The sequence below is a fragment of the Chitinophaga flava genome, assembly GCF_003308995.1.
Taxonomy (GTDB): domain Bacteria; phylum Bacteroidota; class Bacteroidia; order Chitinophagales; family Chitinophagaceae; genus Chitinophaga; species Chitinophaga flava.
The window spans coordinates 769,354-789,355 of record NZ_QFFJ01000001.1; the positions used below are offsets into that span (position 1 = coordinate 769,354).

Sequence of the window (20,002 nt, forward strand, 5' to 3'; positions counted from 1 at the left end):
CCTGTTACTGATAATTACCTCCTGTTTCGTGCTGGTCCTGGCATGCAAGGGACTATTAAAAGATACAGCGCCGATGCAGACCAGTCCGCCGGATGTGTTGCCTTTATTCGTGATTACCCATGTGACTTGCCCTGGAATTCCACCCGCTTCACAGGCCTGTACAGCAGTTAACCCGGATGATACACAACTACGGACCCAACAATTCAATGATGTAGTAAAAACTATATTCAATATATACCGAAACCAGATAAGCAGTAAATAACACACTGTCTTCCTAATCAACTTATTGGAAACGCTTCTGAGAAAATCTAAACGATAGTATGAAAAAGTTCATCATCGTGCTGGGGATACTCATGTCCTATGTCATGTGTTCTTTCGCACAAAAAAACAACCCCACCGGTAATATCTCTTTAAAAATAACTGATGCAGCAGGCAAGCCGTTGCCCTTTGCCAACGTGCTTTTACGCAAGGTGAAGGACTCCACCATGGTAAAAGGAGAACTAAGTACCGAAGCCGGCGACTGCCGTTTCGAAAAAATTCCTTTCGGACAATATTTTATCCAGGCCAGCCAGATGGGTTATACCACCTACTATGTGCCCGGCTTTACAGTAGATGCGGGACATACCTCCCTCACACTGCCTGCTATAGCTTTGCAAACGTTATCCCAAAACCTTCAGGCTGTTAATGTTACTGCGGTAAAACCTTTCATTGAAAAAAGTGCCGGCAAGACTGTACTCAACGTAGAAAACAGCGTCACAGCCGTGGGCAACAGCGCCCTCGATATTCTGAAAAGGGCTCCCGGAGTGCAGATAGACAACAGTGAAAACGTGAAGATGAAAGGCCAGAGCGTAACTGTTATGATAGATGGTAAACTCACCTACCTCAGCGGGGAAGATCTTACCAATCTCCTGAAAAACACACCAGGAGAGTCTATCGCGCAGATAGAAATCCTTACCAGTCCATCTGCCAAATATGATGCCTCCGGTAATGGCGGTATTATCAACATAAAAACAAAAAAAGGAAAACTCACCGGTATCAATGGTACGGTGAATGCTACGCTGTCACAGGCCCGTTATGGCACCTACAATGCAAACGGTACCTTTAACTGGCGCACTACCCGGTTCAACCTTTTCGGTGACCTCGGTATAGCCGACCGTCCTTTTCAGGTGACCCGTGAATACAGCAGGACCTTCCATGATAACAACATCGTTACTGCGCAATCACAGGACATTTTTCAGCGCAACCGTTTTCAGCGCAATGCTGCCAAAATCGGTTTGGATTATTCCATCAATGACAAACATACCGTAGGCGTACTGGTCAACGGCTTTAAAAACCGCTTCAGCAACCAGATTTACAGCACGACCTCTATGGGTCTTCCTGATATGCCCGCCGATTCTATTGTCAATTCCTACACCACCAACAACAACCATTTCAATAATATTGCCGTCAACGTCAACTATAAGGCTGTACTGGACACGGCTGGCCGTGAGTACAGCATCGACGCAGATTATGCCCGCTTTAGAAGCGATCGTACGTTGATGCTGAACGACAGCCTTTTTGATGTTGCCAAGCAACTAACACGCAACCCGAATGGTATCCGCAATATGGGCGGCACAGAGATCACCATTAAAAGTCTGAAAGGTGATTTCTCCTGGCCGCTCGGTAAAAACGGTAAAATAGAAGCCGGACTAAAAGCCAGCCTGGTAACAACTACCAATAAACTGTACTACGACTCCCTGAAAAGCGGACAATACATCAATGCCCCAAGCCAGAGCAATGAATTCAATTATCAGGAAGATGTTTACGCAGCCTATGCCAGCTATAGAAAACAGCTTACACCGAAAACAGGTATCCAGATGGGCCTGCGTATAGAAAACACCCAGTCAGATGGTTATTCCATTACGCTTAAAAGTCAGGTAAAACGTTCTTATACCGACTTCTTTCCCAACCTGACGATCGATCAGAAGCTCAATGACAAAAATAAACTTAGTCTCGCTTACTCCCGCCGCATTGAACGTCCGGAATATGCTCAGCTGAATCCATTCATGTTTTATCTTGACAGATATACTTACTTCAAAGGAAACCCTTACCTGCAGCCGCAGTACACTAACAACGTAGAACTGGCCTATACCTTCAGAGATAAGTATATTGCCACCCTGGGATACAACCGCACCACCGACGTCATTAATGAATTCCTTATGCAGGATGACAATACCAAATCATCTATCAGTACGCTGATCAACTACAAAAGAAGTCAGATATACAGTCTCGCCATCACACTGCCTTTCCAGGTAACCAAATGGTGGAGCAGCGATAACAACATCAACACCGCATACAACGATTATTATTTCACTCATCCGACACTTAACAAGCCAGAGACGACGAACAGTTTCACCTACAACTTTAACAGCACCAATACCATCACGTTGCCACATGATTTTAAGCTGGAAGTAGCAGGTTACTATAACTCTCCGTTTGTATATGCCATCTTCAGAGGTTATAGAGAATACAACCTGAATCTGGGCATACAAAAAACGTTCTGGAACAAAGCTGCCACTATCAAACTGAATTATAACAACATCCTGCGGAATGAAGCCTATCGCGGCATTGCAGAAACCAGCAATATGGCACTGCATATCTTCAACACCTGGCAGTTCAGGACCGCCAGCATCTACTTCAGCTACCGCTTCGGTAATAGCAGCATCAAAGCTGCCCGCGAAAGAAAAACCGGCACTTCTGATGAACAGAAAAGAGCGGGTTAAACAATTATTTTCATCATCTGCTGTATCAGTTGCATCATAGCAGTGGGATATACTCCCAGTCCTATCAGCACCAAAGTCAGCAACATCAGTGTGATATTACCGGCTACAGGCAGCGAGGGTTTGATATACGTCAATTCCTCCCCTGTAGCCGGTGTTTTAAACATCATGGCAATAATTCGTATATAATAGTACAACCCTATCACACTATTGATCACCAGCATAAACAACAGGAACCACATATGTCCGTTCACACCGGCCATTACAATATAGAACTTACCGATGAACCCTGCCGTCAGCGGAATACCGGCCAAAGACAGCAACATAGCCGTAAACACCGTGGCCACCCAGGGATAACGCCAGAACATACCACTGTAATCGTGTAACGTTTCTGCATCCTGGATACTACTGCTCATTACAATCAATACACCGAAAGCACCAATACTCGTGATGAAATAAGCTACCAGGTAAAAGGATATAGCCTCCAGCCCCGTTTGCACACCTGATAAAAAAGCAACCAGAATGTAACCCATGTGTGCAATGGAAGAATAAGCCAGTATTCTTTTGATGTTCTGCTGCATGAGTGCCAGCCAGTTGCCCACAAACATGGAAGCCACTGCTATAATGGCCAGCATCCACCATATCATCGTATAGTCATTACCGTGAATATCCAGATAAAAACGAATCAGCACCACCAGCATACCTCCTTTGGAGATAGTGGCTATAAACGCTGCCACCGGTAAAGGCGCGCCTTCATAGATATCCGGCGCCCACATATGAAACGGTACAATACCCAGTTTAAAACCAATACCGATCAGCATCATACCAAAACCTGCCAATACTGTAACCGGAATATAACCCGCCTGACGCAGTGCGGCGCCGATACCAGGAAAATCCATATGCCCGGTAAAAGCATATACCAGCGCCATCCCGAACAATAAAAAGGCAGAAGACAAAGCAGCCAGGATCAGGTATTTAATACCGGCTTCATCAGAGCGCTCCCGGGCCCTGAGGTAGGCGATCAGCCCATACAGGCTGATACTCAGAATTTCCAGTCCCAGGAAAAGCGACATAAAATGGCGGCTCACTACCAGCACCAATGCACCTGTAGTAGCCAACGGTAACAACAGATAATACTCTTCTTTCCGCTCTTCTCTTTCTTCGAAATAGTTGTAGGATAACAATAAGATGATGAAGCCGGCGGCGAGTACCAGTCCTGTATTAAAAAGCGAAAATTCGTCTACCACCAGCAAAGGCGGCACAGTATGCGGGATATACAACATGGCCGGAATGATGGCAGTGAGTGCCATCAGGTAAGCCAGCAGGGAAAAAGCATAGGTTATGCGGTGATTACGTTTGATGGCAATCAGCAGCATGGAAATCACTACTGCTGTAAACAGCGTGATCAACGGGCCGAGGCTTATAAAATCAGCGAACGACATAATCAGTTTTTTGGGTGGTGTTTAATACCGGTTGTGGATAAAGTCCCAATAAAAGGATGGCCATCACTAACGCCACAATAATCACCAGTTCCCGCTTGTTCAGATCGGGCAATACATGCTGGCCATGGCTGGGACCGAAAAAAACTTTTTGCATAATACGAAGTGAATAAGCAGTTGCCACCACCAGTCCTATGGCTGCAAAAACTGTGATCCAGCGGTTGGCCTGCCAGCTACCCAGCAGGATAAGAAATTCTGCCACGAAATTACCCAACCCGGGCAGCCCCAGAGAGCCCATCACAAAGATCATGGCCGCACTGCCCATCACCGGCACCTTAGACCATAAGCCGCCCATCTCCTGTATGTTGCGCGTATGAATCCGTTCATACAGCGCCCCGGCAATGATAAACAACGCCCCTGTGCTGATGCCATGCGCGATCATCTGCATCACCACACCTTCATAGGCCAGGGGATTAAAAGAAAAGGCACCTACCAGCACAAACCCCATATGACTGACACTCGTATAGGCAATCAGTCTTTTCAAATCCGTTTGTGCATAGGCCAGCATACCACCATAAATGATACCCAGCACTCCCAGCAGCATGATCCAGGGTGCAAAATGCAATGAAGCTTCCGGGAAAAGCGGCAGTACCAAACGGAGAATACCATAAGCCCCTGTTTTCAGGAGGAGGCCTGCCAGTACTACACTACCGGCAGTAGGCGCTTCTGTGTGCGCATCCGGCAACCAGGTATGAAACGGCACCGCCGGCAGTTTCACCAGAAAAGCGGTGAGAAATCCCAACATCAGCCAGCGGGCCGTTTCCTGCTGCATTGGCGTATGCAGCAATGCAAAATAATCGTAGGTGTATACCCCGGTATTGGCACCATGAATAAAATACAACGCCAGGATGGCCAGCAACATCAGCAATCCGCCCGCCTGTGTGAAAATGAAAAACTTATTGGCTGCATATTCCCGGTTGGCATGCCCCCAGATACCAATCAGAAAATACATCGGTATCAACATCATCTCCCAGAAAAAATAAAACAGAAAAAGGTCCATCGTCAGAAAAACACCCGTAATGCCCGTCAGCGCAAACAACAGGTTAAAATGGAAAAAACCAACCCGATAGTTGATTTCCTTCCAGGATATTAATACCGACAATGCTCCAAGGAAAAAAGTCAACACCAGCATCAGCAACGATAACCCATCCATTGCCAGATTCAGACTGATCCCGAAATGCGGTACCCATGCAGCTTTAAACTGGTACAGCCATTTTCCGCCGGCAGCGGGCTTCGTGGCCCATATCTGAAACACAATCACCAGATTGATCAACAGGCATCCCAGCGCAATACACCGGGACCACAATGCGCTCCTGGACGCTGCTATCCAGGATAACAGCCCGCCAACCAGGGGTATTAATATCAGCAATAGCAGGATCATTGTGAAAACATTTAACCGTTAACGTTATTAAACTTCGTATAGCCGCCATATCAATACCGACAGCACGGCCACAGCGCCCAACACCACGCCCATGATATACCAGCGAAGCACACCGCTCTGCGTACGGGCCATCATGTTATGACACCATTCCATCAGTTGCGCCAAACCGGTATAGATTTTATCGATCAGGTCTTTACTATTAATATCAGAGAGATATACAAAAGGTTTCACCATCAGCGCATCATACAGCGCATCCATATCCCAGCCTCTTCTCCAGAAACCCTGCAACCATAGCTGGCCGGGCATTGACAGAAACTCGGTCATACCACGAGGCTTTTGTATCACCCAGCACCAGGCCAGCCAGATGCCGCCCAGGGCAAGCACCGCTGATATCAGCTGTGACAGCCATTCCATGGCCAGCGACTCATGTAATATCTCTACCGCCGGTAATACCGGCTGCAGCCAGTTACTGAAAAGCGTTACATGTCCCAGCGTATGCGGTAGCTCTATAAAACCAGCTACTGTAGACAGAAAGGCCAGTATATATAACGGCATCATCATAACGGAGCCGGGTATACGATGTACCTTCGTTTTCACTTCTCCATAAAAAACCAGAAAAACCATACGGAAAGTATACATACCTGTGAGCAAGGCTCCCAGGAGTCCAGCCAGCCAGTAGCCGGTGTGGCCGCCAGCTGCAGACCAGGACAACCAAATGATCTGGTCCTTGCTGTAAAAGCCGGCTGTAACAAACGGGATGGCCGTCAGCGAAGCAGAACCGATCAGGAACACCCAGAACACGCCAGGTAGCAGTTTCCTCAGCCCTCCCATTTTAAACATGTCCTGCTCATGATGTAATGCAACAATCACGGCACCAGCTCCCATAAACAACAGGGCTTTAAAAAAAGCATGTGTCACAAAATGGAAGATTGCTGCCGACCAGGCTCCACATCCCAACGCCAGAAACATATACCCTATCTGACTGATAGTAGAATAAGCCAGCACTCTTTTTATATCTGTCTGCACCAGTGCGCTGAAACCTGCTATGACTAATGTGGCAGCACCTATTACAGCGGTAGTTGTTTGCGCGGCAGGTGCCAGTTCAAAAACGCTGTGCATCCGGGCAATCAGGTATACACCAGCTGTTACCATGGTGGCAGCATGTATCAGCGCACTGACTGGTGTAGGACCAGCCATGGCATCGGGCAACCATGTTTGCAGTGGCAGTTGTGCTGATTTGCCCACTGCACCACCCAGCAACAGCAACGCGATCAGTGTGATCACTCCATCTCCACGGGTCCATAATCCACCTACCTGCTGCAGTATTTCAGGAATATTGAGCGTACCAGTATACTGATACAACATAAACAAAGCGATTGCCATTGCAGTATCCCCTACCCTTGTCACGATAAAGGCTTTGCGAGCCGCATAACCATTGGCCGGATCTTTATACCAGAAGCCGATCAACAGATAACTGCATAGTCCGACGCCTTCCCAACCCAGGTATAACAACAACAGATTGTCGGCCATTACCAGTACCAGCATGGAGCCTACAAACAAGTTCATACAGGCAAAAAAGCGGCCATAGTCTTCATCTTCCTGCATATAACCTGTAGCATACACATGTATCAGCAATCCTACTATCGTAATCACCAGGGTGAACACTACCGACAATGCATCCATGCGAAAGTCGATCCCTGCAGTAAAACCTGGCACCTGCAGCCATTGCCATACATGCTGCACAAGCGGAAGCCGGTCGTGTCCAGCCACCGTAGCTGCCACTATCAGCGCAACGAGCGATGACAAGGCGATACTGCCGCAGGCTATAACGGTAACGGCTGTATGATTAATACGTTTCCACCAGAGCATGAGTATACATGCACTGAAGAAAGGAATAGCAGGGATTAGCGCAGGCAGCATCTGATCATATTTTTTATCGGGTTATGCAGATATTTTTATCCTTTCATCCTGCTGGCTTCGTCGCTGTCGAGCGTACGCAGCTGGTGATAGAGCTGCAGTATCAATGCCAGCCCTACCGAAACCTCTGCGGCAGCCATTGCCAGGATAAACATAAACATTACCTGTCCATCTGGTTGTCCCCAGTGGGAAGCAGCCACCACAAATGCGAGTCCTGCAGCGTTCAGCATGATTTCTACAGACAGCAGCATAAAGATGATGTTGCGTCTGATCAATACGCTGATAAGGCCCAGCACAAACAGGATTCCTGCCAGCAACAAACCGGCTGTAGTGGGATGTATGTTCATGTGTCGAGATTATTTTCAAGAAAACGATGTAATGTTTTACCCTGTTGTCGTCCCAGGTGATAGGCACCTACGATACCGGCCATCAGCAGGATACCGACAAGTTCCACCGCTATCAGGTAGGGGCCGAACATGGCCATGCCCACCTGTTTGGGACTGACGACCTGTATACCAGCAGCGGGCTGTCTGTTTTGCAGGATCAGGAACAACAGTTCACCCAGCAGTACCAGACAAAACAGCCCTGGTACAATCCAGATCCTGGGCCTTAGCCATGCCTTTTCATGTTCTACTGTTTCCAGTCCCAGGTTGAGCATCATCACAAAAAATATGATCAGTACCATGATCGCACCGGCATATATGATGATTTCCAGGATAGCCATAAAAGGAGCGCCGAAAGTATACAGCACCACCGCCACCGCCAGCAGCGACACTACCAGGTATAAAAGGGCATGCATGATATGGTAACAGGTGATGACCCTTACCGTAGCCAACACAGCGATGATCGCGGCGATGAGGAAGGTGATGTCCATACGATGTGATTTATGGTAACAGACTTTTGATATCTACCGGTGGTTCTTCGTCTTGCGCTTCTCCTTTGTCTTTGTTTTTGATAGCCAGACCAGCCACTTTGTAATAGTTGTAGCCCGGATATTTGCCCTGACTGGGAATCAGCAGATCCTGTTTTTCATACACCAGGTTCTGGCGGTTGTATTCTGCCATTTCAAAATCAGGCAACAGCTGTATCGCATAGGTAGGACACGCTTCTTCACAAAAACCGCAGAAGATGCAACGGGAGAAATTGATCCGGAAGAACTCCGGGTAGCGGCGGCCATGTTCATCTTCCGTGGCCTGCAGCGAAATACAGTCTACCGGACAGGCTGCAGCACAGAGATAACAGCCCACACAGCGTTCATCTCCGTCGGGGTCGCGCGTTAATGCAATACGTCCCCTCCAGCGTGCCGGCAGTGGTGCTTTCTGTTCGGGGTACTGGTAAGTATCCCGCTTATGGAACATATGCAGAAACACCAGCCACATACTACGCAATAGACTCAGCATAACATTACATTTAAGTATTTAACCATAATTTGATTGCAGCTGTTATCAGCAAATTCAACAGCGACAATGGGAACAACAGCTTCCAGCCATATTCCATCAACTGATCATAACGCGGCCTTGGCAGCGATGCCCGCAACAGGATGAACAGCGAAATGAAAACAAATGTTTTGATCACAAACCATATGACTGGCGGAAGAAAGGCAGGGCCCAACCAGCCACCGAAATACAAGGTCACCACCATGGCAGAGATGAGGGTTATGCCCAGGTATTCACCAATGAAGAACATACCGAACTTCATACCGGAATACTCCGAGTGAAAACCGGCTACCAGTTCGCTCTCCGCTTCCGGTATATCAAATGGAAGGCGGTGTGTTTCGGCGATACCGGCTACCATAAATATCATGAACCCTAATAGTTGAGGAATAAAAAACCACAGGCCTCGTTGTGCTTCCACAATCTGTTGAAGATTAAAAGTTCCGCTGAGCACGACTACGCCCATCAGGGCCAGTCCCATAAACACTTCATAGCTGATCATCTGCGAAGCCCCTCTCATGGCGCCCAACAGCGCATATTTGTTATTGGAAGCCCAGCCACCCAGTACAATACTGTATACACCCAGCGAGGACATCGCCAGAAAAAACAGGATACCGATATTCATATCAGCCACCACAATGCCCGGCGCAAAAGGGACGATCACAAAACTCATCAATACACTGGCCACCACTACGGCCGGTGCAAACACAAACACTACCTTGTCTGCAAACGGAGGAATCCAGTCTTCCTTAAAAAACAGTTTCAGGGTATCCGCCAAAACGATGAACAGTCCGAAGGGACCTGCTCTATTAGGCCCATAGCGGTCTTGCCAGAGAGCCAGCATCCTGCGTTCCAGCCATATCAGCCCAGCGGCTGTATTTAAGAGTACAAAGAGTACTCCACCTATGATCCACCACGCGTTTGTCATAATATTATATTTTAACCAGTTGTGGCGCCTCTGACACCTGCATACTCGGCAGGCCCACAGGGATACCTGCAGCCCCTTTCTGGAGAGTATCATTGATGACTACCGGCAACGCATACTGGTGTCCTTTGTTCATGAAATAAAGCAGACTTCCTGCTGTCACCTGAAAACGGCGTGCATCTTCGCTGTGCAGCATGATATATGGTGCAGGCATGCGTTCGGCAATGCCTGGTGTATAAACGCTCAGTTCTTCCGATCCGAAAATATGATAAACAGGCACCAGCAACAGATGGCCACCTACCGGGATAAACGGATCCGGTATATTGGTATAAAACTTCGTTTGCCCGTTTACGTTAGGCTCCAGCAGTCTTTTTCCGGGGTTACCATCATGCAGGGGGCCGCCTGTTTCTACCTGATATTTATTAACCGACTGTACGGAGTTCCATCCCGGCGCCCAGAAGAAAGGGATCACAGAAGAAGGTGGTTCGCCCCGGTATCCTTCCATGGTAAAAGACAATGGCGTATCAGGGTCTTCAGCGGGTTTGGGCTCGCTGACATTAAGGTTGGCGAGCATGGCTGTACGGCCGCTATAGCGATGAGATTCACGTGGGATCTTCTGTCCTGCAATCCTGAAATCTGCTGGCGGTGTCAGCGTTTCGATACCGGCAAAAACCGGATATTTGGCAACGATTGTTTTGAGAAGATCATCAAAATGCAGCAGGGATCGTAGTTCATGTCCCATAATATCAGCCAGCTGCAACAGCCAGCGCCAGCTTTCCTGAATGCTGCCGCCGGGATTAAATACCTGCAGAAAACGCTGGGCCCGTCCTTCGTTGTTGACGAGGGTACCATCAGCTTCCGCGAAAGTTCCTGCAGGCAACAGGATACTCGCTTTTTCAGCAGTAGCATTGTAGAGATGATCGATGAGTATCACATCTTTGCAATGCTCAAAAAACTGGTGGGCGGTATGATGATCGAGGCGGCGATACAAATCATTTTCGAGGATGAGCACTGTATCAGCACTTCCATTGAGCACCACGTCTACCGCGGATTCCAGGCGACAGCCGCCCAGCATCTCCAGCCCCATACTATTACATTCGGGCACCGTAAATGACAGCATAGCATCGGCGCCTTGCTGTTTCAGGGCCCAGGCCAGGTTGGCCGCAGCCCTGATCACCTGCTCGCTACCTCCGCCGTAACCCGCTATGATCAGCGGTTTTTTGGCGCTTTTCAGTGCTGCGGCGATAGTGGCAGCAGCCTGTTTTCCTTCCTCCGACATACCGGTCACTTCCGGTAAGGTACCATCCAACAGGTGGCTAACAGCAAAGGCTATACGCGCAATATTATCAGGAGCTGTATGATAGGCTCCTGTTGCGAGTTCATCGAGTTTTGTTTCCAGTACATTGAGGATAAACAGCGGACCTTTGGATTCCTGTACAGCTTCCCGCACGGCAGCATCCTGCCAGGCGGGCATATGGATGGTATTGATAACATTTTCCACCGGCATGCGGCGTACTGCTTGCCTCACAGAGAGCGCCAGCATAGGTGCAGTATTGGTAAGATCCTCCCCGAGGATGATCACAGCGTCGGCTGTAGCTGCCTCCTGCATAGAGGCAGCCCTAACCGGCCCCTGTTGCAGGAGTTTCAACATTAAGTGGATCAGTTCATGTTCCGTTTGCCCGATGCCTAAATAAAAATTATCAGGCCCCACCAATTCTTTCAGTACATAGTTGGATTCTATGGAAGCTCTGGGAGAGCCGATGCCGATTACTTTTCCCGGCTTCATACGGTTACGTACATGCTGCAATACCGGAAGGCCATTAGCATTATCGCCGGGGGCATGCCTTACCTGTGGCTCGCGGATACGGTCTTTGCTGTTAACAAACTCATATCCGTAACGACCGCGGTCGCAGAGGAAGTAGCCGTTGACAGCACCGTTGAAGCGGTTGGTGATCTGGCGCAGGGAACCATAACGTTCGCCGGCGATAATATTGCAACCCAGGCCACAGCCCTGACAGACAGAAGGCGCGGTCGTCAGGTCCCATTTGCGGGTATAATGTTGTTTGAGTGTTTTATCTGTAAACACGCCGGTAGGACATACTTCTACCAGATTACCACTGAATTCATTTTCCAGGATGCCGTCTTTCTGGCGGCCGAAGTACACATGGTTGTGGGCGGCAAATACATCCAGGTCTTTTCCGCCGGCAAAGTCTTTATAAAAACGCACGCAGCGGTAACACTGAATGCAGCGGTTCATTTCATGGTTGATAAAAGGTCCCAGGTATTGATTCCGGTAGGTCCTTTTACTGAAGTGGTAGTCGCGGTACGCATGGCCTGTCATGACGGTCATATCCTGCAGATGGCAGGACCCGCCCTCATCACATACCGCGCAGTCATGCGGATGGTTGGTCATCAGCAATCCAATGATGTTACTCCGGAAAGCGACAGCTGCACTATCGTTAATGGATATACGCATTCCATCCTTTACAGGCTCCATACAGGCCATCATCAGTTTTCCGCGGGTATCTTCTGCATCTTTAAAGATCTTCACCGCACACTGGCGACAGGCGCCAACAGACCCGAGGGCTGGATGCCAGCAGAAATAAGGCAGGTTGAGGCCCAGCGACAAACAAGCCTCCAGCAGGTTTTTACCTTCCTTTACCTCATATGGAATATTATCAATGTTGATGATGGGCATAAGGGCATTTTTTTTCTTTGATATGTTGTTCAAAATCCTCCCTGAAATATTTCAGGGCACTCTGCAGGGGTTCCATAGCTCCCGGGGCGAGGGCACAGAAGGTATTGCCTGGCCCCAGCATTTGGGTATGCATCTCCAGCAAATCCAGATCTGCGGGCACTCCGGTACCATTCTCCAGCGACCATAATATTTTCTCCGCCCAGGGCAATCCTTCCCGGCAGGGCGTGCAGAAACCACATGATTCCTGTGCAAAAAAATGTTCCAGGTTGTGTACGAAACCGACGGGACACGTATGGTCGTCTAAAACGACCATGGTGCCGGTACCTAATCTGCTGCCGGCAGCAGTCACTCCTGCGAAGTCCATCTTTACGTCCAGATGGACTTCGGTGAGAAAATCGGTAGAAGCGCCACCAGGCAGGGCTCCGCGGAAACGATAACCGTTCCGCATGCCACCCGCATGTTCTTCCAGTAATTCGCGCATAGTAATCCCCATCGGCAACTCCCACGCACCGGGTTTGTTAACCCTGCCACTGACGCCGTATATTTTCGTACCTCCATCGGCGGTATAACTTAATGACTTAAACCAGGCTTCTCCTTTATTGACAATATGAGAGATCCAGCTTAATGTCTCCACATTGTTGACAATGGTGGGTTTTCCAAACAGTCCGCTTACCTGGGGGAAGGGCGGTTTGGCCCGTGGAGTGGCGCGTTTGCCTTCCAGAGAATTGAGCAGGGCCGTTTCTTCACCACACATATAGCGACCTACACCGGTATGTAGCTGCATCTCCAGACTGAAGCTGCTGCCCAGAATATTTTTCCCGAGGTAGCCGGCCGTATAGGCGTCGGCGATAGCCCGGCGCATTTCACGGGCCGCATCCTTATAGGCCCAGCGCAGGAATACAAACGCATCGGTAGCCTGTATAGCGTAGGCAGCGATGATCATACCTTCCAGCAGCTGATGCGGATTACCTTCCAATAGCCAACGGTCTTTAAAAGTGCCGGGCTCCATTTCGTCGGCATTGGCGATCAGGTATTTGGGACCGGGCATGTTCATCGGTACAAAGCTCCACTTCATACCTGTGTCAAAACCCGCACCCCCACGACCTTTCAACTTACTATCCTTCACCAGTGTGGTCACCTGCGCAGGCTCCATCTCCCGTAAAACTTTTTTCAGGGCAGTGTAACCACCCACGGCTTCGTACTCCCTTATATGCAGGGTGGCACCGGAGTCAGGAATATGTTGTGTGAGTGGTCGTTCCATAGTATCTCATGATTTGGGTTCAGCTGTATTTTTCCAGTATTTTTTCCAGGTCTTCCGCTTTTACATCTCTGTACAGGTCTTCATCTATCATCAGCGCGGGCGCATGATCACAGGTGCCCAGGCAGGCGTTGGGCAGGAGCGTAAAACGTTCGTCGGTAGTGGTCTGGCCGTAGTTGATATGCAAGAGATTTTGCAATTGCTGCCGGAGAGCGGTGAAGCCCATCACATAGCAGCTGATGCTGTCGCATAACAGGATGATATGCCGACCTACCGGCTGGCGGAAGATGAGGTTGTAAAAAGTGGCTACGCTATCGACTTCTGCAGTGCTCATTTCCAGCATGGCCGCAATATCTTCCACACTCTCATCGGAGATCCAGCGGCGCTGCTGCTGCACAATTTTGAGTGCCTCGATACAGGCAGCCTTTTTAACGGGCACCTGTTGCAGCTCATGGGTAATTTTTTCTATTTCGATAGCTGTAAGCATGTTTGTCTGATTTGGTTATTTTACCGGTCGATGTCTGCCAGCACATAATCCATTCCTCCCAGTATAGATAACAGGTCTGCTACGGTGTAACCTTTACTGATCAGGGGGATCATCTGCATATGCGGGAATGACGGGGTACGGATTCGGGTACGGTATGAAGCGGTATTGCCGTCGCTTACCAGGTAGTAGCTGTTCCATCCTTTGGTAGCTTCCGTGCAAACCATTGCTTCGCCGGCGGGTATTACCGGTCCCCAGCTGACATTGAGAAAATGGTGTATGAGTGTTTCGATGTCCTGCATGGTATGTTGTTTTACAGGCGGGGTAGCCAACGGGTGGTGCGATTTAAAATCGCCGGCAGGCATGTATTCCAGGCATTGCTGTACAATGCGGAGGCTCTGCCGCATTTCTTCCACCCGCACTACCGCGCGGTCGTAACAATCACCATTGTGGGCGACCGGGATCTCGAAAGCAAAGTTTTCGTAGCCACTGTAGGGTCTCTTTTTACGCATGTCCCATTCCAGGCCGCAGGCGCGCAGGCCCGGGCCGGTCACCCCCCATTCGATAGCTTCTTCCAGCGTATAGATACCAATACCTTTGGTGCGTATTTTAAAGAGGTAATTTTTCATTACCATTTTATCGTATTCGCGCAGTTTGCGCGGGAAATAGTCTACGAAGTTTTTAACCAGTGTATCCCAGCCGCGGGGCAGATCCTGTGCCACGCCGCCGATGCGGAACCAGTTGGGATGCATGCGGCCACCACAAATGGCCTCAATGATTTCGAATACCTTTTCCCTGTCGGTGAACATATAGAACACCGGGGATAGCTGGCCCAGGTCCTGAGCGAAAGTGCCATACCAAACCAGGTGGCTGGCAATGCGGAACAGTTCACACAACATGATGCGGATCACTTGTGCGCGCAGGGGTACATCGATACCGGCGAGTTGTTCAACAGCGAGGAGATAAGCCAGGTTGTTGTTGACGCCACCGAGATAATCGATGCGGTCGGTGTAGGGAATGTAGGTATGCCATGACTGGCGTTCGGCCATTTTTTCGGCCCCACGGTGGTGGAAACCGATGTCGGGCACAGCGTCCACGATATTTTCCCCATCCAGCTGAAGGATGATACGTAACACACCGTGTGTACCGGGGTGTTGTGGGCCGATGTTGAGGAACATAAAGTCTGAATCCTCGCTATGGCGTTTTAAGCCCCATTCTTCGGGCTCAAACTTCAGGGCGCCCTGCTCCATATCTACCTTTTCATCGAAGAGCTTAAAAGGGCCCATTTCAGTGGCACGGGCAGGATGTTCTTTGCGGAGGGGATGTCCCTGCCAGGTACGGGGCATGAGGATACGCTGCAGATGAGGATGACCATTGAACCGGATGCCGAACATGTCAAACACTTCCCTTTCGTACCAGTTGGCAGCGGGCCATAGGTGGGTGATGGTGTTGTGGGAAGGGTATTCGCCGTGGAGGCCTACTTTGAGGCGCAGGAATTGATTTCTGTCGAAGGAGAAGAGGGTATATACCAGGGTGAAGTCGAAGGGTTTGTGCCCGTTCTGCTCTTTTTTGTACGCACGCTCATCAATGGCCGTGAGGTCATAGAGCATACGATAAGGCATTTTTATTTCAGACTTAAGGTATTGGAGTATAGCCACAATCTTCTCCTGTGGCGTCCTGAAGGTGGGCGTCTCATCCCGTGTAACCAATGGCTTGATGGTATCTTCACCAAAACGGGAGCTTAATTCCGCTGCAATGCTCTCTGGCATAGCGTATTAAGTTTAGACTGAGTAAAGGGAATGTTGATGCGTTTGCCGTCTACATTTTCATATAACCGTAACTGTTAGTTAATGCCTATATTTCATCAGGTGTTTTGAATTGTGTCATTTGTTGCCGTTTGTCGTGCAACAAGTCCCGCTGAGAAGGTTTGTCGGGGCGGATAACGCCATGATCACCGATGACCCAGCTGAGCGGCCTCAGCTCTTTTCCAACACTGTCCTGCAGCAGGAGCAGTCCCTGCATGAAGGCGTCGGGGCGTGGCGGGCAGCCGGGTACGTACACATCTACCGGCAGGAATTTGTCTACTCCCTGTACAACGCTGTAGATATCGTACATACCGCCGGAATTGGCGCAGGAGCCCATAGATATCACCCATCGGGGTTCCATCATCTGATCATGGAGGCGTTTGATGACCGGTGCCATTTTAATGAATACAGTACCGGCGATGATCATTACATCTGCTTCACGGGGTGTGCCGCGGATTACTTCCGCGCCGAAGCGGGCGAGGTCGTATTTGGGGGTCATGGCGGTAGCCATCTCTACAAAACAGCAGGACAGCCCAAAGTGAAAGGGCCACATGGAGTTCTTGCGTCCCCATCCCAGCAGCCGTTCTACGCTGGTGAGCATAACGCTCTGCTGGATTACTTCTTCTATGGAAGTATTTCCGGCTATTTTACCTGAGGGTTCCCCGGCTTTGTTTAACCACCATTTCATATGAATGCTGATCTTAATGCTGAAAAATGAGCAGAAGCATACATTGTCAGGTAACGACCTGTTGCTGTTGGAGATGGGTACTGTTATCGTTGTGAGCCAGTCTTTTCTTTTGTTGCTTTTTGTATGCCCGTAATATTTTCCCGCCATCCGGACCGAAGTCCAATGCACCATTCCGCCACTCATAAATCAGCACGGCCAGGAGAATAACAATAAAAACGGATACGCCTGCAAATCCGATCCATCCTGTTTCCTGGTAGGCGATGGCCCAGGAGATGATCATGACTGTTTCGATATCGAAGATCACAAACAGCATGGCGATGAGATAAAACTGAGAAGGGAATCGCAATCGTGCAGAGCCGGTGGAAACGATACCGGATTCGTAAGCTTCACCGGTGGCTCTGTCTTTATGACGCTGCCCAAGTACATAGGACAGTCCGAGGATGAGACCAACCAGTATCAATACGATGCCGCTATATGCTACAAACGGCCAAACGGGGATGGTATTTTCAACAGCGCTTTGCAAGGTGTTCGCCCTCCCGAGCGATTTACTTTAAAGTTCCGTTATTACCAATCTTATGAGTCTGCTTAATTAGGAATTGTGTCTTTGATCAAACCGTTTTGGGGTAGGAAGAAATATTGTTTCGTAGTCATATCATAACGTCAGAAACCTCATAACGGTATAGGCTATATGCTAACTGAAATTACAAACAATCCAGCAAAAAAACAAAAATGATTTCCACTGAATCAGGTGTGCGTTCCGGTGATGTAACATTCAAGACTGGTGATGATATGGCGCTGATCGTCTATAATAAATTTCACCACGTCACCGATAGATATGAGTCCTATCAATCTACCCTGCTCATCTGTAACCGGCAGGTGACGAATACGTTTATCTGTCATCTTCACCATACAGTCTTCAATAGAGTCATCTTCTGTGACCGTAATAGGCCTTTCGGTCATAATTTCACGGATGAGTGTTTCTTTGGAGGCACGACCTTTTAAAATTACTCTGCGGGCATAATCTCGTTCCGAAAAAATTCCAAGGAACCTGTCGTTTTCATCTACTACTGTGAGCGCCCCTACGTTACGGTCTACCAGCATTTGCAGCGCTTCAAAAACGGTATTATCCGGGCGTATAGAGTAAACGGCACGACCCTTAGCCTGCAGGATGTTGCGTACTTTTCCCATGGCAAGCCTGTTTTAGAAAGTTAGAAAATATGAAAAACCAACTTACCTAAGTTAAGCATTTTACCCTGTAAAAGCAATAGCAGTATAATGTGTATTATATACACATTTCCAGGGCCGGAGCCCTGGAAATAAAGTCATCATTCTAAAGTCTCCAAACCCCTTACAGCAGCGGATTTATCCTGATGCAAATCAAATACAACAATTTCATTTTCACCCTGCTTCAACCAAGGCGCAGGACAATATAACCGATGCTGCGGACCTATCTCCCAATAACGGCCAAGGTTATGTCCGTTTACCCACACCACACCTTTTTTCCAGGCCGACAGATCAATATAGGTATCACCGGTTTTGGAAAGCGTAAAAGTTCCTTTAAAGAAACGACCAGGCTTATCACCTTCAGTTCCGGAAGCAGTCAGTTCTGCAATATCCTTCTCTGCCATCGGCAAGCCATAAACATCCCAGTTCATCAGCGTCATACCATTCAGCGTAACACGGTCTGTGATCCCTTTACGGTCAATGATACCATCAGCAAAATTGATGCGTCCCATTCCTTCCACCAGTATCTCCAGCACCGGATCAGCTACATCGCTCTTGGGCAGGTCTACCGACTTCTCTCCCAGCCTTCTGTCTATCTTACCAACATATTTCCCGTTTAAAAACACCGTAGCATAGTCATGCAAATCTTTTATCACCAGCTTACCGCTCTTATGACCTATCAACGTTGTCTTATACACCATAAACCCATAGTCCTGGCCGTAAGCCTCAAACGGCCTGGGTTGTACATCATGCACCGCCTTCGGCAAATGATCCCATATGCTGGTGAAAGGCATTAAGCTTACTTCCGGAAAACTGATAACAGGTACCGGTGCAGGAACAGGTGGCAATTTCTTCCCTTTGGGCAGATAAGAAGCCAGCAATGCACGCAATGCCTGATATTTGGGCGTTACCCTGCCCTGCTCACTGATAGGTGCATCATAATCGTAACTGGTCACATCCGGTTCATAGCCTTTACCGCCGGAGTTGGCACCCGCCGTATATCCGAAGTTGGTACCACCATGGATCACGTATAAATTAAAAGATCGTTTGGTGTCCATCAGAAACTTCACCTCCTTTACGATGCCTTCTGCACCCGGACGCTGCCACTGTTCACCCCAATGTGTTAACCAGCCAGGATAAGACTCACTACTAAAAGCTGGTACGTTAGGATTTTGTTTTTTTGCTGCAGCAAAGTCAGCCTCCGAACCACCGGAATCCAGGCCAATAGCGGCGCCTGCTACAGTGCCAGCTTCCAGCATGTACGCGGTAGGACCATCTGCTGTATAGAAGGGAATATCAATACCATTCTTTACCCACAGGTCTTTCAGCGCATTCAGATAGTTTTTATCATTCCCATAACTTCCATATTCATTCTCTATCTGCATCATTACCACCGGACCTCCATTAGTCACCAGCAAGGGTTTCACTTCAGCAGCCAGGTGCTGCACATAACGGGTTACCGCTTCCATATAACGCGGGTCCATACATCTCACTTTGATATCCGGTGTCTGCAACAGATAAGGCGGCAAACCACCAAACTCCCATTCAGCACATACATAAGGGCCCGGGCGTAATATCACCCACATCCCTTCCTGCTGCGCTATTTTGATAAACTCCGCGATATTATGATTGCCATTGCTGAAATCAAACTGTCCTTTCACCGGTTCCTGATAGTTCCAGAACACGTAGGCAGCAATTGTATTACAGCCCATCGCTTTAGCCATCTGTATACGATGGCGCCAGTATTCATGCGGGATACGCGCCGGGTGCATCTCACCACTGATCATCTGAAACGGTTTACCGTCCAGCATAAAGTCAGACTGACTGAGTGCAAAGGAATGTTTTTGTTGTGCCTGTACGGCATGCCCCATCCAACAGGACAATGCCAGGCTGAGAATTATTTTTTTCATAGTCCACTTTTATCAATTACG

Annotated in this window: 16 protein-coding genes; 1 reads left to right on the forward strand and 15 read right to left on the reverse strand. The window is 48.8% G+C overall.

The annotated features are described in order from the left end of the window. The first annotated feature begins 320 nt into the window (after nt 1-320). On the forward strand, nt 321-2,762 hold the full coding sequence (locus tag DF182_RS02845; RefSeq protein ID WP_113614169.1) for an outer membrane beta-barrel protein: 2,442 nt from the start codon (nt 321-323) through the stop codon (nt 2,760-2,762). Here the strand turns inward: DF182_RS02845 and DF182_RS02850 are convergent. The 15 genes from DF182_RS02850 to DF182_RS02920 form a co-directional block, all read right to left on the reverse strand. After that, nucleotides 2,759-4,201 carry an NADH-quinone oxidoreductase subunit N gene (locus tag DF182_RS02850; RefSeq protein ID WP_113614170.1) on the reverse strand — a complete coding sequence of 481 codons (1,443 nt, stop codon included), beginning with the start codon at nt 4,199-4,201 and terminating at the stop codon, nt 2,759-2,761. The two genes, DF182_RS02845 and DF182_RS02850, sit on opposite strands and share 4 nt — an antisense overlap. Then, on the reverse strand, nt 4,188-5,639 hold the full coding sequence (nuoM, locus tag DF182_RS02855) for an NADH-quinone oxidoreductase subunit M (RefSeq protein ID WP_113614171.1): 1,452 nt from the start codon (nt 5,637-5,639) through the stop codon (nt 4,188-4,190). The genes DF182_RS02850 and nuoM overlap by 14 nt, the downstream gene beginning before the upstream one ends. Before the next feature lie 27 nt (nt 5,640-5,666). Then, a complete protein-coding gene (nuoL, locus tag DF182_RS02860) occupies nt 5,667-7,559 on the reverse strand; it encodes an NADH-quinone oxidoreductase subunit L (RefSeq protein WP_113614172.1) in 1,893 nt (630 codons plus the stop codon). Nucleotides 7,560-7,594: 35 nt separating this feature from the next. Then, nucleotides 7,595-7,903: an NADH-quinone oxidoreductase subunit NuoK gene (gene nuoK / locus DF182_RS02865; protein WP_113614173.1), complete on the reverse strand. Its 309-nt coding sequence runs from the start codon at nt 7,901-7,903 to the stop codon at nt 7,595-7,597. Continuing rightward, nucleotides 7,900-8,430 (reverse strand): NADH-quinone oxidoreductase subunit J, encoded by a 531-nt coding sequence (gene nuoJ, locus DF182_RS02870; protein WP_113614174.1) that lies wholly within the window; start codon nt 8,428-8,430, stop codon nt 7,900-7,902. Before nuoJ ends, nuoK begins: the two co-directional genes overlap by 4 nt. A gap of 10 nt (nt 8,431-8,440) precedes the next feature. Continuing rightward, nucleotides 8,441-8,956 carry an NADH-quinone oxidoreductase subunit NuoI gene (nuoI, locus tag DF182_RS02875; RefSeq protein ID WP_113614175.1) on the reverse strand — a complete coding sequence of 172 codons (516 nt, stop codon included), beginning with the start codon at nt 8,954-8,956 and terminating at the stop codon, nt 8,441-8,443. A gap of 10 nt (nt 8,957-8,966) precedes the next feature. Further along, nucleotides 8,967-9,917 (reverse strand): NADH-quinone oxidoreductase subunit NuoH, encoded by a 951-nt coding sequence (gene nuoH, locus DF182_RS02880; RefSeq protein ID WP_113614176.1) that lies wholly within the window; start codon nt 9,915-9,917, stop codon nt 8,967-8,969. A 4-nt stretch (nt 9,918-9,921) separates the two neighbouring features. Continuing rightward, entirely contained in the window at nt 9,922-12,612 is a 2,691-nt protein-coding gene (gene nuoG / locus DF182_RS02885) for an NADH-quinone oxidoreductase subunit NuoG (protein WP_113614177.1), read from the reverse strand. Further along, nucleotides 12,593-13,873, reverse strand: coding sequence for an NADH-quinone oxidoreductase subunit NuoF (gene nuoF / locus DF182_RS02890; protein WP_113614178.1), 1,281 nt, complete (start codon nt 13,871-13,873; stop codon nt 12,593-12,595). Before nuoF ends, nuoG begins: the two co-directional genes overlap by 20 nt. 19 nt (nt 13,874-13,892) lie before the next feature. After that, nucleotides 13,893-14,357: an NADH-quinone oxidoreductase subunit NuoE gene (gene nuoE / locus DF182_RS02895; protein WP_113614179.1), complete on the reverse strand. Its 465-nt coding sequence runs from the start codon at nt 14,355-14,357 to the stop codon at nt 13,893-13,895. Nucleotides 14,358-14,377: 20 nt separating this feature from the next. Further along, complete coding sequence (nuoC, locus tag DF182_RS02900; RefSeq protein ID WP_113614180.1) at nt 14,378-16,123, reverse strand: NADH-quinone oxidoreductase subunit C/D; 1,746 nt, start codon at nt 16,121-16,123, stop codon at nt 14,378-14,380. 85 nt (nt 16,124-16,208) lie between these two features. After that, complete coding sequence (locus tag DF182_RS02905) at nt 16,209-16,847, reverse strand: NADH-quinone oxidoreductase subunit B (protein ID WP_113614181.1); 639 nt, start codon at nt 16,845-16,847, stop codon at nt 16,209-16,211. 46 nt (nt 16,848-16,893) lie between these two features. Next, the gene (locus tag DF182_RS02910) at nt 16,894-17,370 is read right to left on the reverse strand and encodes an NADH-quinone oxidoreductase subunit A (RefSeq protein WP_113614182.1); all 477 of its coding nucleotides are present in this window, start codon (nt 17,368-17,370) and stop codon (nt 16,894-16,896) included. A 221-nt stretch (nt 17,371-17,591) separates the two neighbouring features. Next, a complete protein-coding gene (locus tag DF182_RS02915; protein ID WP_113614183.1) occupies nt 17,592-18,035 on the reverse strand; it encodes a CBS domain-containing protein in 444 nt (147 codons plus the stop codon). A gap of 137 nt (nt 18,036-18,172) precedes the next feature. Next, nucleotides 18,173-19,981 carry a glycoside hydrolase family 35 protein gene (locus DF182_RS02920; protein WP_113614184.1) on the reverse strand — a complete coding sequence of 603 codons (1,809 nt, stop codon included), beginning with the start codon at nt 19,979-19,981 and terminating at the stop codon, nt 18,173-18,175. Nucleotides 19,982-20,002 lie beyond the last annotated feature (21 nt).